The 15265-nt window shown below is 62.0% G+C and carries 11 protein-coding genes and 1 pseudogene; 6 read left to right on the plus strand and 6 right to left on the minus strand.

Annotation, left to right across the window (positions count from 1 at the left end; genetic code table 11):
- The first annotated feature begins 18 nt into the window (after positions 1-18).
- From hutH to hutG, 4 genes are all read left to right on the plus strand, one after another.
- Entirely contained in the window at positions 19-1542 is a 1524-nt protein-coding gene (gene hutH, locus QWI20_RS20085) for a histidine ammonia-lyase (protein ID WP_369307003.1), read from the plus strand.
- A gap of 186 nt (positions 1543-1728) precedes the next feature.
- Positions 1729-3123: an amino acid permease gene (locus tag QWI20_RS20090; RefSeq protein WP_369306922.1), complete on the plus strand. Its 1395-nt coding sequence runs from the start codon at positions 1729-1731 to the stop codon at positions 3121-3123.
- Positions 3124-3150: 27 nt separating this feature from the next.
- Positions 3151-4356, plus strand: a complete 1206-nt coding sequence (hutI, locus tag QWI20_RS20095) for an imidazolonepropionase (RefSeq protein ID WP_369306923.1) — start codon at positions 3151-3153, stop codon at positions 4354-4356.
- A 13-nt stretch (positions 4357-4369) separates the two neighbouring features.
- On the plus strand, positions 4370-5173 hold the full coding sequence (gene hutG / locus QWI20_RS20100; RefSeq protein ID WP_369306924.1) for an N-formylglutamate deformylase: 804 nt from the start codon (positions 4370-4372) through the stop codon (positions 5171-5173).
- A gap of 198 nt (positions 5174-5371) precedes the next feature.
- Here the strand turns inward: hutG and QWI20_RS20105 are convergent, their stop codons facing one another.
- Positions 5372-7726 (minus strand): heavy metal translocating P-type ATPase, encoded by a 2355-nt coding sequence (locus QWI20_RS20105; protein ID WP_369306925.1) that lies wholly within the window; start codon positions 7724-7726, stop codon positions 5372-5374.
- Between the two features lie 84 nt (positions 7727-7810).
- Here QWI20_RS20105 and cadR point away from each other — a divergent pair, with 84 nt between their 5' ends.
- On the plus strand, positions 7811-8269 hold the full coding sequence (gene cadR / locus QWI20_RS20110) for a Cd(II)/Pb(II)-responsive transcriptional regulator (protein ID WP_122533975.1): 459 nt from the start codon (positions 7811-7813) through the stop codon (positions 8267-8269).
- 276 nt (positions 8270-8545) lie between these two features.
- On the opposite strand, the gene QWI20_RS20115 is transcribed toward cadR, so the two are convergent.
- The 4 genes and pseudogenes from QWI20_RS20115 to QWI20_RS20130 form a co-directional block, all read right to left on the minus strand.
- The gene (locus QWI20_RS20115; RefSeq protein WP_369306926.1) at positions 8546-9994 is read right to left on the minus strand and encodes a catalase; all 1449 of its coding nucleotides are present in this window, start codon (positions 9992-9994) and stop codon (positions 8546-8548) included.
- Positions 9995-10177: 183 nt separating this feature from the next.
- Complete coding sequence (locus QWI20_RS20120) at positions 10178-11011, minus strand: thymidylate synthase (RefSeq protein WP_369306927.1); 834 nt, start codon at positions 11009-11011, stop codon at positions 10178-10180.
- Positions 11012-11084: 73 nt separating this feature from the next.
- Positions 11085-11891, minus strand: a complete 807-nt coding sequence (lgt, locus tag QWI20_RS20125; protein ID WP_122625513.1) for a prolipoprotein diacylglyceryl transferase — start codon at positions 11889-11891, stop codon at positions 11085-11087.
- Positions 11892-11935: 44 nt separating this feature from the next.
- Positions 11936-12034, minus strand: a pseudogene (locus QWI20_RS20130) (sulfite exporter TauE/SafE family protein); the annotation flags it as partial.
- A gap of 122 nt (positions 12035-12156) precedes the next feature.
- Between QWI20_RS20130 and QWI20_RS20135 the strand changes: the two are divergent.
- Entirely contained in the window at positions 12157-12903 is a 747-nt protein-coding gene (locus QWI20_RS20135; RefSeq protein ID WP_369306929.1) for an NRDE family protein, read from the plus strand.
- A 63-nt stretch (positions 12904-12966) separates the two neighbouring features.
- Here the strand turns inward: QWI20_RS20135 and ptsP are convergent, their stop codons facing one another.
- The gene (gene ptsP / locus QWI20_RS20140; protein WP_122533979.1) at positions 12967-15246 is read right to left on the minus strand and encodes a phosphoenolpyruvate--protein phosphotransferase; all 2280 of its coding nucleotides are present in this window, start codon (positions 15244-15246) and stop codon (positions 12967-12969) included.
- Between the last annotated feature and the right edge of the window lie 19 nt (positions 15247-15265).

Genomic DNA, 15265 nt, shown 5'->3' on the forward strand with positions numbered 1-15265 from the left:
ACCCAACAGGCGACCCCGCTGAATCTGATCCCCGGCCAATTGAGCCTCGCTCAGCTGCGCGCGATTTATCAGCGACCCGTCACGCTGACCCTCGACGCCAGCGCCAATCGGCAGATCGAAGACAGCGTGGCCTGCGTCGAGCAGATCCTCGCCGAAAATCGCACCGCCTACGGTATCAACACCGGTTTCGGCCTGCTGGCCTCTACTCGCATCGCCAGCGCCGACCTGGAAAACCTGCAGCGTTCGCTGGTGCTGTCTCACGCTGCGGGCGTTGGCGGGCCGATCAGCGATGAGCTGGTCCGCTTGATCATGGTGCTCAAGGTCAACAGCCTGAGCCGGGGCTTCTCCGGGATTCGCCGTCAGGTCATCGACGCGCTGATTGCTCTGATCAACGCCGAGGTTTACCCGCACATCCCGCTCAAGGGCTCGGTTGGCGCCTCCGGCGACCTCGCGCCATTGGCGCACATGTCGCTGGTGCTGCTGGGCGAAGGCAAGGCCCGCTACAAGGGCGAATGGCTGAATGCGGTGGAAGCGCTGGCGATTGCCGGTCTCACGCCGCTGACGCTGGCGGCCAAAGAAGGCCTCGCGCTGCTCAACGGCACGCAAGTGTCGACGGCGTACGCGTTGCGCGGCCTGTTCGAAGCCGAGGACCTGTTCGCCGGTGCCTTGAGCTGTGGCGCGCTGACCGTTGAGGCGGTGCTCGGCTCACGCGCACCGTTCGACGCACGCATTCATGCGGCCCGCGGTCAGCGCGGCCAGATCGATTCAGCTGCGGCCTATCGCGATCTGCTCGGCGACGGCAGTCAGGTCTCCGACTCCCACCGCGACTGCGATAAGGTTCAGGACCCCTACTCCCTGCGCTGCCAGCCACAGGTCATGGGCGCCTGCCTGACCCAACTGCGTCAAGCGGCCGAAGTGCTGGCGATCGAATCCAACGCGGTGTCGGACAACCCGCTGGTGTTCGCGGCCGAAGGCGAGGTGATTTCCGGCGGTAACTTCCACGCCGAACCGGTTGCCATGGCCGCCGACAACATCGCCCTGGCCATCGCCGAAATAGGCTCCCTCAGCGAACGCCGCATTTCGCTGATGATGGACAAGCACATGTCGCAGCTGCCGCCGTTCCTGGTGGCCAACGGCGGCGTGAACTCCGGTTTCATGATCGCCCAGGTGACAGCAGCGGCGCTGGCCAGTGAAAACAAGGCCCTGTCCCACCCGCACAGCGTCGACAGCCTGCCGACGTCCGCCAACCAGGAAGACCACGTATCGATGGCGCCTGCCGCCGGCAAGCGCTTGTGGGAAATGGCGGAGAACACTCGCGGCGTGCTGGCTGTAGAATGGCTGGCTGCGTGTCAGGGTCTGGACTTGCGCAACGGTCTGAAGACCTCCGAAAAACTGGAAATCGCCCGCACCACGCTGCGCGGCAAAGTCCCGTTCTACGAGAAAGACCGCTTTTTCGCCCCTGATATCGAGGCCGCCATCGAGCTGCTGGCTTCCAACTGCCTGAGCGACCTGGTTTCTGCTGACCTGCTGCCGAGCTTCTGATCGGGACAGGCCAGGGATGGCCTGTCGTTGAAATGAGTGGGGGGTTACCCCCTGTAGGAGTGAGCTTGCTCGCGATGCAATCGGTCAGAAACGCATTTGCCGTCTGACACACCGCAATCGCGAGCAAGCTCACTCCTACAAAAGCCTCTCGTTTCGCAGCAAAAAGTAAGACTAGGAACGTGTGAAATGACATCGCAAAACGCTACAGATCTGAAACGCGGGCTCAGCGCGCGTCACATTCGCTTCATGGCGCTGGGCTCGGCCATTGGCACCGGGTTGTTCTACGGTTCCGCGTCGGCCATCAAACTGGCCGGTCCCGCCGTTTTGCTGGTGTACATCATCGCCGGCGCTGCGGTTTACATGGTCATGCGCGCGCTCGGCGAGATGGCCGTGCGCAACCCGGTGTCCGGCTCGTTCGGCGAGTACGCCACCACGTATCTGGGTCCGCTCGCCGGGTTTGTCCTCGGCTGGACCTACGCCTTCGAAATGGTCATCGTCTGCCTGGCCGATGTCACTGCGTTCGGCATCTACATGGGCTTCTGGTTTCCCGAGGTGCCACGCTGGATCTGGGTGCTCGGCATCGTCTTTCTGATCGGCGCGCTCAACCTGTGCAGCGTCAAAGTCTTTGGTGAAACAGAGTTCTGGCTGTCGCTGCTGAAGGTCGGCGCGATCATCGCGATGATCCTCGCCGGCTTCGGCATCATGCTGTTCGGCCTCGGCTCGGTCTCAGGCGGCGGCGTCAGCAGCGTGAGTAATCTGTGGGCCTACGGCGGCTTCATGCCCAACGGCATCGGCGGTCTCGTGGCCTCGCTGGCGGTGGTGATGTTCGCTTTCGGCGGCATCGAAATCATCGGCATCACCGCCGGCGAAGCGCGCAACCCAGAGCGCGTAATTCCCCGCGCGATCAACGCGGTGCCGCTGCGGATTCTGCTGTTTTACGTGCTCACGCTGTTCGTCCTGATGTCGCTGTACCCGTGGCAACAGATCGGCAGCCAGGGCAGCCCGTTCGTCCAGATCTTCGATCATCTGGGGATTTCCTCCGCGGCGACCGTCCTCAACATCGTGGTGATCACTGCAGCCGTTTCGGCGATCAACAGCGACATCTTCGGCGCCGGACGCATGATGTACGGCCTGGCGATACAAGGTCAGGCGCCCGAGGGTTTTGCTCAGTTGTCCGCCCAGGGCGTGCCGTGGATGACCGTACTGGTGATGGGCGTCGCGCTGCTCTGCGGCGTTGTGCTGAATTACCTGATCCCTGAAAACGTGTTCCTGCTGATCGCCTCGATTGCGACCTTCGCGACGGTCTGGGTGTGGCTGATGATTCTGGTCACGCAGATCGCCATGCGCCGCTCGATGAGCGCAGAAGAAGTCGCCCAGCTGAAATTCCCGGTGCCGTTCTGGCCCGTCGCGCCGATTGTTGCCACGTTGTTCATGGTGTTTGTGTTCGGCGTGCTGGGTTATTTCCCGGACAGCCAGGCCGCGTTGGTCGTTGGGGCGGTGTGGATCGGGTTGCTGGTGGTTGCGTACTGGATTTGGGTAAAGCCGAAGCAGAACCTGATAAAAACCACGTCGAACAGCTGATTAATTCGCCCACTCTTGGAGAGATCGATGAAAACGCTCTGGCACCACTGTCACGCAGCAACCATGGCGAACGGCACGTACTCGATCATCGAGGACGCCGCCATCGTGACCGATGCAGCGCAGATCGTCTGGATCGGTCCTCTCCACGCGCTGCCTGACCAGGGCGACATCAAGCGCGTCGATCTGAATGGCGCGTGGGTGACGCCCGGCCTGATCGATTGCCACACGCACACGGTGTTCGGCGGTAACCGCAGCGGCGAGTTCGAGCAGCGTCTGCAGGGCGTCAGCTACGCGGAGATCGCCGCAGCCGGCGGCGGCATTGCCAGCACCGTGCGCGCCACCCGCGCCGCCAGCGAAGAAGAACTTTACGCCAGCGCCGAACGTCGTCTGCTGCACCTGCTCAGGGACGGCGTGACTACGATCGAGATGAAATCCGGCTACGGCCTGGACCTCGCCAGCGAACGCAAAATTCTGCGGGTGATTCGCCAACTGGGTGAAAACCTGCCGGTCACCGTGCGCAGCACCTGCCTCGCCGCCCACGCCTTGCCGCCGGAGTACAAAGACCGCGCCGACGACTACATCGCCCACATCTGCAGCGAAATGCTGCCGGCGCTGGCGGCGGAAAATCTGGTAGATGCCGTCGATGCGTTCTGCGAATACCTGGCGTTCTCGCCGGCCCAGGTCGAGCAGGTGTTCATCACCGCCGGCCAGTTGGGGCTGCCGGTCAAGCTGCACGCCGAGCAGTTGTCTTCGCTGCACGGCTCGAGTCTGGCGGCGCGTTATCAAGCGCTGTCGGCTGACCATCTGGAGTTCATGACCGAAGAAGACGCCATTGCGATGGCGGCCTCAGGCACGGTCGCGGTACTGCTGCCGGGGGCGTTCTACTTCCTGCGCGAAACTCAATTGCCGCCGATGGAGGCCCTGCGCAAACACGGGGTGAAGATCGCCATTTCCACCGATCTCAATCCGGGGACTTCGCCGGGTCTGTCGCTGCGGCTGATGCTGAACATGGCCTGCACGCTGTTCCGCATGACGCCGGAAGAAGCCCTGGCCGGCGCAACTGTCCACGCAGCACAGGCGCTGGGCATGGCTGAGACCCATGGCTCGCTGGAAGTTGGCAAAACGGCGGATTTCGTCGCCTGGCACATCGAACGGCCCGCCGACCTCGCCTACTGGCTGGGCGGCGATCTGGACAAACGCGTCGTGCGTCATGGCGTGGAACGCACTCTCTAATCAGGGGAATACTGTGGACAAGGTTCTGAGTTTCACTCGCGGTCGCGTACCGCTGCTGATCAGCATGCCGCACCCGGGACTGCACCTGACGCCCGCCGTGCGGGACGGTCTGGTGGATGAGGCGGTGAGCCTGCCGGACACCGACTGGCACATTCCGCGTCTGTACGATTTCGCCGATGACCTGGGCGCAAGCGTGCTGTCGGCGGAATATTCGCGCTTCGTCATCGACCTCAATCGTCCGTCCGACGACACGCCGCTGTACGCCGGCGCGACCACCGGACTGTTCCCGTTGACGCTGTTCGAGGGCGATCCGCTGTTCAAAGAGGGTCAGGCGCCGAGCAAGGAAGAACGCGCGACCTATCTGGAGAAGATCTGGACGCCGTATCACGAGACGCTACGCGGCGAGCTAGAACGCCTGCGCGCCGAGTTCGGTTATGCGCTGCTGTTCGACGCGCATTCCATTCGTGGGCACATTCCGCACCTGTTTGACGGTCGGCTGCCGGACTTCAACCTCGGCACCTTCAATGGCGCCAGCTGTGATGAAGCGCTGGCCCAGCGTCTGGATAGCGCGTGCGCTGCCGCGAAGAACTACAGCCATGTGCTCAACGGGCGCTTCAAGGGCGGCCACATCACCCGCCACTATGGCGACCCGGCCAACCACATCCACGCCGTGCAACTGGAACTGGCGCAGAGCACGTACATGGACGAGTTCGTGCCGTTCCACTACCGCCCTGACCTGGCTGAGCCGACGCAGGTGGTGTTGAAAGGATTGCTGGAAGAGATGATCGCCTGGGGGCGTGAGAAGTACGGGAAGTAGACCCGGCTTGATGATTCTCATGGTGGGACCGGCTTCAGCCGGGAAGAGGCCAGTTTGAGCGCCATCAGTTTTGCGGCATTGCACCTGACGCCTTCCCGGCTAAAACCAGTCCCACTGGATGCGCACGCGGCGTTAGTGGGACCGCCTTTAGCCGGGAAGAGGCCTGTCTGGGCACCATCAGTCTCCTGATGGGGAGCGTTACTTCTTCAACAAACGCAATCCGTTGGCCACCACCAACAGACTGACGCCCATGTCGGCAAATACTGCCATCCACATGGTCGCCATCCCTGCGAAGGTCACCGCCAGAAAGATCAGTTTGATCACCAGCGCCAGCGCAATGTTCTGCTTCAGCACCGCCGCCGTGTCCCGCGACAGGCGAATAAAGGTCGGGATCTTGCGCAGATCATCGTCCATCAGCGCCACATCGGCGGTTTCGATGGCGGTGTCCGTACCCGCCGCTGCCATGGCAAAACCGATCTCCGCCCGGGCCAGCGCTGGCGCATCGTTGATGCCGTCGCCGACCATGCCCACCCGGTGGTTCTTCGCGTACAGGGCTTCGATGGCTTGCAGCTTGTCGGTCGGCATCAGATTGCCCTGAGCCTGATCGATGCCCACCTGAGCGGCGATGGCCTTGGCCGTGTGCGGGTTGTCGCCCGTCAGCATCATCGTCTTCACGCCCAGCGCATGCAGTTGCTCGATGGCTTCGCGGCTGCTGTCCTTGACCGTGTCGGCGACCGCAAACAACGCCAGCGGGCCGGAGGCGTCGAACAGTAGCACCACGGTTTTGCCCTGGCTTTCCAGCGCTTCAAGTTGCGATTCCAGTTCCGGCGAGCAATACCCGGCGTCATGCACCAGACGGTGGTTGCCCAGATGGTACAAACGCCCTTGCACTTCGCCTTTCACGCCAAGTCCGGCAAGGGCTTCGAACGCCTCGACCGGCAACCGAGCGCCTTCCTGCGCGGCCTTGGCGATGGCTTGAGACACGGGGTGATCCGAGCGACCGGCCAGGCTCGCCGAGATCGCCAGCGCCTGCTCGCCCAGTGAGGCATCGAGCAATATGTAGTCGGTCTGCACCGGCTTGCCGTGGGTGATGGTGCCAGTCTTGTCGAGGGCCAGGTAATCGAGCTTGTGGCCCATTTCCAGGTACACGCCGCCTTTGACCAGGATTCCTTTGCGCGCCGCCGCCGCCAGACCGCTGACGATCGTCACCGGCGTGGAAATCACCAGCGCACACGGGCACGCGACCACCAGCAGCACCAGGGCGCGGTAGATCCAGTCAAACCACACCGCGCCCATGAACAGCGGGGGGATGATCGCGATCGCCAGCGCCAGCGCGAACACTGCCGGCGTGTAGATCTTTGAAAAGCTGTCAACGAAACGCTGGGTCGGCGCGCGCGCACCCTGGGCCACCTCGACAGCATGGATGATCCGCGCCAGCGTTGAGTTGCTGGCGGCGGCGGTCACTTTGTATTCCAGCGAGCCGGCCTGATTGATCGTGCCGGCAAAGACCTTGTCGCCCACGGTTTTCTCGACCGGCAGGCTTTCGCCCGTGATCGGCGCCTGATCGATGCTCGACTGGCCGGAAACCACTTCACCGTCCAGCCCGATGCGCTCGCCTGGCTTGACCCGAACGACGCTGCCCAGCGCAATATCTTTGACCTCAATCTCAAGCCACTCGCCGTTCTGCTGCACGGTCGCTGTTTCCGGCGTCAGCTGCATCAGGCCGCCAATGGCGTTGCGGGCACGGTCCAGGGATTTGGCTTCGATCAGCTCGGCGACGGTGAACAGAAACATCACCATCGCCGCTTCCGGCCACTGCCCGATCAGCACCGCACCGGTGACGGCGATGCTCATCAGCGCATTGATGTTGAGGTTGAAGTTTTTCAGGGCGATCCAGCCCTTTTTGTAGGTGGTCAGACCGCCACTGAAAATGGCAATCAGCGCGACGATGGCAACGACCCACGTCGGCGCGGCGTTGGTGAAATGGATGACTTCCGCCGTCAACGCAGCGACACCCGACAGCGCCAGCGGCCACCAAGGCTTGTTGGCGGGCGGCAGCGACGCGGTTTCCTTGTCGGCGCCCTGCTCGATCAAGTCCGCCTGCATGCCCAGCGAGCCAATGGCGTCGCGAATGGGATCGGTGGACGGCAACTCATGCCACACGCCCAGCACGCGATTGATCAGGTTGAACTCGAGCTTTTGAATGCCTTTCATCTTGCCGAGCTTGTTCTGGATCAGCGTCTGCTCGGTGGGGCAGTCCATGGCTTCGATGCGGAAGCTGCTCAGTTTTCCATCAGCGTTTGACGCGCCATCGATGGTCACGACGGCGGGCGCGCTGTCGTGGGAGCAGCAGGCGTGGGCGGCATGGTCGTGGTCGTGCACGGGCGTGAGTTTGGTTGGCTCGTGTTGATGACCGGCGTGATCGTGGGCGGAATGGTCATGCCCTGCGTGATCATGGGCAGAATGGTCATGCCCTGCGTGATCGTGCTCGGCATGGTTGTGCGAGTCGTGGGCAGGCTTTTGCGATGAAGATGTGGGTACAGAGTCACTCATGGATTGAGTCTCTAAATGTGCGTGTTGCCAAGTGAACACCCTGTAGCCACTATAGGGTCAAGCGTCCTTATCGAGATCTTGCACATGAACCCTTCATTTAAAATCGGCGAACTGGCAAAACTCACGGACTGCCCGGTGGAAACCATCCGCTATTACGAGCGCGAAGGCCTGCTCAGCGAGCCTGCACGCAGCGACGGCAACTATCGGCTGTATACCCAAGAGCACGTCGAGCGGCTGACCTTCATCCGCAACTGCCGCAGCCTGGACATGACGCTGGACGAGATCCGCAGCCTGCTGGCGTTGCGCGACAGTCCGCGGGACCAGTGCGAGAACGTCAACGCGCTGATCGATGAACACATCCAGCACGTAAACGCCCGCGTCGCGAGCCTGCAAGCGCTGCAGGAGCAACTGGTCGACCTGCGCCAACGCTGCAGCGAAGGGGCGCCGGATCACTGCGGGATTCTTGATCGACTGGAAATCAGTGGGAGTGTCGTGGCTGCGGATGTCGAACACTCCCACGTAGGCCGCAGCCACGGGCATTGACAGGCTAAATGCGGCTTTTAGTAGGACCGGCTTCAGCCGGGAAGAGGCCATTGGGGGCAACATCACTTTCGCGGTGTGGCATCCGACGCTTTCCCGGCTAAAGCCGGTCCCACAAGTAGGCGTTCCTGCCAATCCCATTGAGTGCACGCGAATGCCTTAATGGGACCGGCTTCAGCCGGGAAGAGGCCAGTCTGCGCACCATCACTTTTGCGGTGTGGCATCCGGCGCCTTCCCGGCTGAAGCCGGTCCCACAGGGGATAGGCGGTCCCACAGGGATCAAGCGTTGTGAATGCGCTCCACCGCCGCCGCCACGCCAATCCCGTACTCGGGATCAGCCATCGAGCAGTGTTCGATGTGCAGCTGAATGATCGGTGCCGACACGCCGCGCAGCGAGCGCGCGGTGTTGTCGAACAGCGACTGTTTCTCCCGGGCGTTCATCAGACGGAACAGGTTGCCCGGCTGCGAGTAGTAGTCGCCATCCACGCGGTGGTTCCAGTGAGCGGCTGCGCCTTCTATCGACAACGGCGGCTCTCTGAAATCCGGCTGCTCCTGAAAGGCGCCCTTGGTGTTCGGCTCATAAGAAGTCATGCCGCCACGATTACCGTCAATGCGCATCAAGCCGTCGCGGTGGTAGCTGTTCACGTGCAGCGCCGCCCGTGGCGAATTCACCGGGATCTGGTGGTGGTTGACGCTCAAGCGGTAGCGCTGGGCATCGCCGTAGGAAAACAGCCGACCCTGCAGCATCTTGTCCGGCGAGAAGCTGATGCCCGGCACCACGTTGGAAGGCGCGAATGCCGCCTGCTCGACGTCAGCGAAGTTGTTCTCCGGGTTACGGTTCAGCTCGACCACGCCCACTTCGATCAGCGGGTAGTCGCCCTTCGGCCACACCTTGGTCAGGTCGAACGGGTTGATGGGGTACGAGCCCGCCTCCTTCTCCGGCATGATCTGCACGAACAGCTTCCAGCGCGGGAAGTTGCCCTGCTCGATGTTTTCGTACAGATCCCGGTGATGGGACTCGCGGTCACGGCCGACCAGTTCCTGCGCTTCGGCGTCGGTCAGGTTGGCGATGCCTTGTTGCGAGACGAAGTGAAATTTCACCCAGAACCGCTCGTGCTGTGCGTTGAGGAAACTGTAGGTGTGGCTGCCGAAACCGTGCATCTCGCGGTAGCTGCGGGGAATGCCGCGCTCGCTCATCACGACAGTCACCTGGTGCAGCGCTTCCGGCAGTTGAGTCCAGAAATCCCAGTTGTTCTCGGCACTGCGCATGCCGGTGCGTGGGTCGCGTTTGACGGCGTGGTTCAGGTCGGGAAACTTCATCGGGTCGCGCAGGAAGAACACCGGCGTGTTGTTGCCGACCATGTCCCAGTTGCCTTCCTCGGTGTAGAACTTGAACGCGAAACCGCGAATATCCCGCTCGGCATCGGCTGCACCACGCTCACCGGCAACGGTGGAGAAACGGGCGAACATTTCGGTGGTCTTGCCGATTTCAGAAAAGATTTTCGCGCGGGTGTAGCGAGTGATGTCGTGGGTGACGGTGAAGGTGCCAAACGCGCCGGAACCCTTGGCGTGCATGCGACGCTCGGGGATGACTTCACGATCGAAATGGGCGAGCTTCTCGAGGAACCACACATCCTGCAGCAGCGCCGGGCCATGGGGGCCGGCGGTCTGGATATTCTGGTTATCGACTACAGGGGCGCCGAAAGCGGTCGTCAGTTTGTTGCTCATGCGTGTTTCTCCACCAAGGATACTGGCTGGCGACCTCTGTTGAGGCCGCCCTGTGTCTGTCCGATGGGGAGAACGATAGGGAAATCGACGCGTTTAAGCTCATTGTCACTGCGCACTGGACGGATAGAGGTTTTCAATCGATTGCCGATTGATCAATAGCCTCCGCTCATGGGCGCAGCAGAATTACACCGCTACCGGCGCCTTGATGCTCGGATCCGCGTCATAACCCACAATCTCGAAGTCTTCGAAGCGATAGTCGTAGATGCTCTCCGGGCGGCACTTGATGTTCAGCTGCGGCAGCTGTCGAGGCGTGCGAGTCAGCTGCGTCGCGATCTGCTCTTCGTGGTTGGAATAAGCGTGGGTGTCGCCCAGGCTGACGATAATCTCGTGGGGGATCAGGTCGCATTGCTGAGCCAGCATATGGGTCAGCAGCGCCAGCGCGGCGATGTTGTAGGGCAGGCCGAGGAAGACATCGGAACTGCGAATATACAACTGCATCGACAGCTTGCCGTCCGCCACGAAGGCTTGGTACAGCAAATGGCACACCGCAAGGGCCTGGCGCCCGGCCTTGACGTTCTCCTGCGGCGACAGCTTCTCGTCCGGCAGGTATTCGGTATTCCAGCCATGGAACAGAATGCGGCGGCTGTTCGGGTTGTTCTTCAGGCAGTCGACCATGTAGTCGATCTGGTTGATCTTGCCGCCATCCTTGGTCGGCCAGCCGGTCCACTGCGCGCCGTACACCGGGCCCAAGTCGCCGTCTTCAGTGGCCCACTCGTCCCAGATGGTCACGCCGTTTTCGTTGAGCCATTTGGTGTTGGTGTTGCCGCTGAGCATCCAGATCAGCTCGTTGGCGATGCTCTTGAAGTGCAGCTTCTTGGTGGTCAGCAGCGGGAAGCCATCGGCCAGGTTGTGGCGAATCTGCCGACCGAACACGGCAGTGGTGCCGGTACCGGTGCGGTCGCCCTTGCGGGTTCCGTTGTTGATGACGTCCTGCAGCAGTTCAAGGTATTGCTTCATGACCAGAGGCCCTCTGTTTCGGCGGATCCGCCGCACCCATCAGGCCCGGCGTTCAGCAAATGTACCCGGCGCGTCACGCCGCAGCGTTGTTGGCAGCGGGCGCGCGGTGGTAGGCAAGCCAGATCAGCACCAGGCCGCCAATGATCATCGGCAGGCTGAGGATCTGCCCCATGGTGACCCAGCCCCAGGCCAGATAACCGAGCTGGGCGTCCGGCACGCGGACGAACTCCACCACGAAGCGGAAGATGCCGTAAAACAGCGCGAACATGCCGGAAACAGCCATGGTCGGACGCGGCTTGCGCGAGTAGAAATAGAGAATGACGAACAGTGCCACGCCTTCCAGCGCGAACTGGTAGAGCTGTGACGGGTGGCGCGGCAGTTGCGCAGGGTCGGTGGGGAACACCATGGCCCAGGGCAGATCAGTCGGCTTGCCCCACAGTTCGGCGTTGATGAAGTTGCCGATGCGCCCGGCACCCAGACCAATCGGCACCATGGGCGCGATGAAATCCATGAGCTGGAAGAACGACTTACCGTTGCGCTTGCCGAACCAGTACGTAGCGATCATCACGCCGATGAAGCCGCCGTGGAACGCCATGCCGCCCTTCCACACTTCAAAGATCAGCAGCGGGTTGGCGATGTAGTTGGGCAGGTCGTAGAACAGCACGTAGCCCAGACGCCCACCGACGATGACGCCCATGGCGACCCAGAAAATCATGTCCGAGAGCTTTTCTTTGGTCCACGTCGGGTCAAAGCGATTCAGGCGACGGGATGCCAGGTACCAGGCACTGCCAATACCGACCAGGTACATCAGGCCGTACCAGTGAATTTGCAGCGGACCGATGGCCACGGCTACCGGGTCAATCTGCGGGTAAGGCAGCATTGCGACTCCTTGAAATAGAAGCGCTCATTGAGCGACGAAGCAGAACTATGCGGCGGCGGTAGCAGGTCGTGCCACCCAATAATCATGAAATCTGGTGTAAGAGCGACCGCGATGAAAGCCTCGCACGCCGACGATGTCGCCACGCCTGGCACGGACATCTCTCAAAACAGTGCGGCATGTTACCGGACCGCGCCGATCCGCTCTAGCAGCGTGCGATGGATGTCGGCGTGCGGGGTGGGTAAAGTGGCGCAAAAAGGAGTCATCCATGTGCCTTATCGTCTTCGCCTGGCGGCCGACGCACGCTCAGCCGCTGATTCTGGCGGCCAATCGTGACGAGTTTTACGCGCGCCCTACTCTGCCGCTGGCCCAGTGGGAAGACGCGCCGCGGGTCTACGCCGGGCGCGATCTTGAAGCGGGCGGGACATGGCTGGGGATCAATGCTGACGGACGCTTTGCGGCGCTCACCAATATCCGCGAGCCGGGCAAACCGCCTGGCCGCCGTTCGCGGGGCGAACTGGTTGCTCGTTTTTTGACCAGCGATGTCTCCATGGATGAATATTTGAGTGAGATCGCGACGCGGTCGCCCGAGTACGGTGGGTTCAACCTGCTGGTGGGTGATCGTCAGCAGTTGCATTTTCTCAATGCGAACGATCCGATACCCCGCCGTCTGGAAGCGGGCGTTTACGGGGTGTCCAACGCAGGGCTCGATACGCGGTGGCCGAAACTGGTGAAAGCCAAAGCGGCGCTGTCTGAACACTTGGAGAATCCGGATCCTGAAGCGCTGTTTGGCTTTCTCATCGATCACGCGCCTGCGCCAGAGGCTGAACTGCCGAGCACCGGCGTAGGCCTTGCGACGGAGAAATTACTGTCGAGCGTGTTCATCGCCAGCCCCAATTACGGCACGCGGGCGAGCACGGTGCTGCTGGTTAATGCGGACGGCAGCAGGCGTCTGATCGAGCGCAGCTTCGGGCCGTATGGCGGGAGATTGGGTGAGGTGGATCTGGAGATTTGACTCCACCTCTTCCCGGCTGAAGCCGGTCCTACCAGGAAAGTGCGGTGCTAAGCCAACCGACCCTCAATGCCCTTTCACAGACCCCGGATTGATCATCCGCGACAGGCCCAGATTCCTCAGCGCCAGCTGCAACGAGCTGCTGATCACTTGCGGGTTGTCGTTCTTCATCAGCTGGGCCAACAGGTCCTTGGCCATGCTCAGGTTGATCTGACGCAGCATCCACTTCACTTTCGGCAGGTTGGTGGCGTTCATCGACAGGCTGTCGAAGCCCATCGCCATCAGCAGCACCGCCGCCGCAGGATCACCCGCCATTTCGCCGCAGATGCTCACCGGCTTGCCTTCGGCGTGGGCATCGCGCACCACGCTCTGCAAGGCCTGGAGCACAGCCGGGTGCAGATAGTCGTACAAATCCGCCACCCGCGGGTTGTTACGGTCGACCGCCAGCAGATACTGAGTCAGGTCGTTGGAACCGACAGACAGGAAATCCACCTGACGCGCCAGCTCTCGGGTCTGATAGACCGCCGCCGGGACTTCGATCATCACGCCCACCGGCGGCATCGGCACGTCGGTGCCTTCATCGCGCACTTCGCCCCACGCCCGGTGGATCAGGTGCAGCGCCTCTTCGGTCTCGTGGGTGCCGGAAATCATCGGCAGCAGAATCCGCAGGTTGTTCAAGCCTTCGCTGGCCTTGAGCATGGCGCGGGTCTGCACCAGAAAGATTTCCGGGTGGTCGAGCGTCACGCGAATGCCACGCCAGCCGAGGAACGGGTTGTCTTCCTTGATCGGGAAGTACGAAAGCGACTTGTCGCCGCCGATGTCCAGCGTTCGCATTGTCACCGGCAGCGGGTGGAATGCCGCCAGTTGCTCACGGTAGATGGCGAGCTGTTCCTTCTCGCTCGGGAACCGCTGCTGAATCATGAACGGCACTTCGGTGCGGTACAGGCCAACGCCTTCCGCGCCACGCTGCTGCGCGCGGGCCACGTCTGCCAGCAGACCGGTGTTGACCCACAGCGGCATGCGGTGGCCGTCGAGGGTCACGCAGGGCAATTCACGCAGCGCGTCAAGGCCTTGAGAGAGCTGTCGCTCCTCTTCGACGACGACGGAATACTGCTTGATCAGGATCTCGGAGGGGTTGGTGAATACCTCGCCGTGGTAGCCGTCGACGATCAGCTGGATGCCGTCGACCTTCGAGTACGGCAGGTCCACCACGCCCATGACCGTGGGAATGCCCATGGCCCGGGCCAGAATGGCGACATGGGAGTTACCCGAGCCGAGTACCGAAATCAGCCCCACCAACTTGCCTTCCGGCACCTCGCCAAGCATGGCGGGCGACAGCTCTTCGCTGACCAGAATGGTGTTGTCGGGGTAGACCAGGGTTTGTTGACGCGCTTCCTGAAGGTAGGCGAGCAGGCGGCGACCGAGGTCTTTGACGTCCGATGCGCGCTCACGCAAGTAGGCGTCATCCATCAGTTCGAAGCGTTTGACGTGCTCGTTGACCACCGAGCGCAACGCGCCCTGGGCCCACTGGCCGGTCTTGATGACGTTGGTCACTTCACTGCCCAGCGACGCATCGTCGAGCATCATCAGATACACATCGAACAACGCGCGCTCTTCCGGGCGCAATTGCGTCGCCAACTTCGCCGAAAGGGTACGCATGTCGTTGCGCACGCCTTCAAGCGCAGTCTGAAACAGCTTGAGTTCAGCGGTGATATCGGAGACGGTTTTGTCGGGGACGACTTCGAGGTCGGCCGGCGGCAACATGACCAGCGCGGTACCAACGGCTGCACCCGGCGAGCCTGGCACGCCGACGAATCGGGCTTCCTGAATGCCTTTGCCCTGACGGCCCAGCCCGCGGATAGAGCCGGTGGCTTCCGCGTGGGCGATGACGCCTGCGAGTTGCGCGCTCATCGTCACCAGGAAGGCTTCTTCGCCCTCGTCGAACTGACGGCGCTCCTTTTGCTGGATGACCAGAACGCCCACAACCCGGCGGTGGTGGATGATCGGCGCGCCGAGGAACGACGCGTAACGCTCTTCGCCGGTCTCAGCAAAGTAGCGATAACGAGGGTGATCGGCAGCATTTTCGAGGTTCAGCGGTTCTTCACGCGTACCGACCAGACCCACGAGGCCCTCGTTCGGGGCCATGCTCACTTTGCCGATCGAGCGTTTGTTCAGGCCTTCGGTGGCCATCAGCACGAAGCGGTTCGCTTCAGGATCGAGCAGATAGACTGAGCAGACCTGGCTGCTCATGGCCTCTTTGACGCGTAACACAATAATGCCCAACGCCGCCTTGAGATCCTTGGCGGAGTTAACTTCCTGGACGATCTTGCGCAGCGTATTGAGCATGGCTCGGGGTCGAACTCCG

It is taken from the genome of Pseudomonas sp. W2-17, assembly GCF_041060445.1.
GTDB lineage: Bacteria > Pseudomonadota > Gammaproteobacteria > Pseudomonadales > Pseudomonadaceae > Aquipseudomonas.

Coding starts and splice junctions, on each gene's coding strand:
- QWI20_RS20090 (WP_369306922.1), top strand. CDS start 1,729: ATGACATCGCAAAACGCTACAGATCTGAAACGCGGGCTCAGCGCGCGT.
- hutI (WP_369306923.1), top strand. CDS start 3,151: ATGAAAACGCTCTGGCACCACTGTCACGCAGCAACCATGGCGAACGGC.
- QWI20_RS20105 (WP_369306925.1), bottom strand. CDS start 7,726: ATGAGTGACTCTGTACCCACATCTTCATCGCAAAAGCCTGCCCACGAC.
- cadR (WP_122533975.1), top strand. CDS start 7,811: ATGAACCCTTCATTTAAAATCGGCGAACTGGCAAAACTCACGGACTGC.
- QWI20_RS20115 (WP_369306926.1), bottom strand. CDS start 9,994: ATGAGCAACAAACTGACGACCGCTTTCGGCGCCCCTGTAGTCGATAAC.
- QWI20_RS20120 (WP_369306927.1), bottom strand. CDS start 11,011: ATGAAGCAATACCTTGAACTGCTGCAGGACGTCATCAACAACGGAACC.
- lgt (WP_122625513.1), bottom strand. CDS start 11,891: ATGCTGCCTTACCCGCAGATTGACCCGGTAGCCGTGGCCATCGGTCCG.
- QWI20_RS20135 (WP_369306929.1), top strand. CDS start 12,157: ATGTGCCTTATCGTCTTCGCCTGGCGGCCGACGCACGCTCAGCCGCTG.
- ptsP (WP_122533979.1), bottom strand. CDS start 15,246: ATGCTCAATACGCTGCGCAAGATCGTCCAGGAAGTTAACTCCGCCAAG.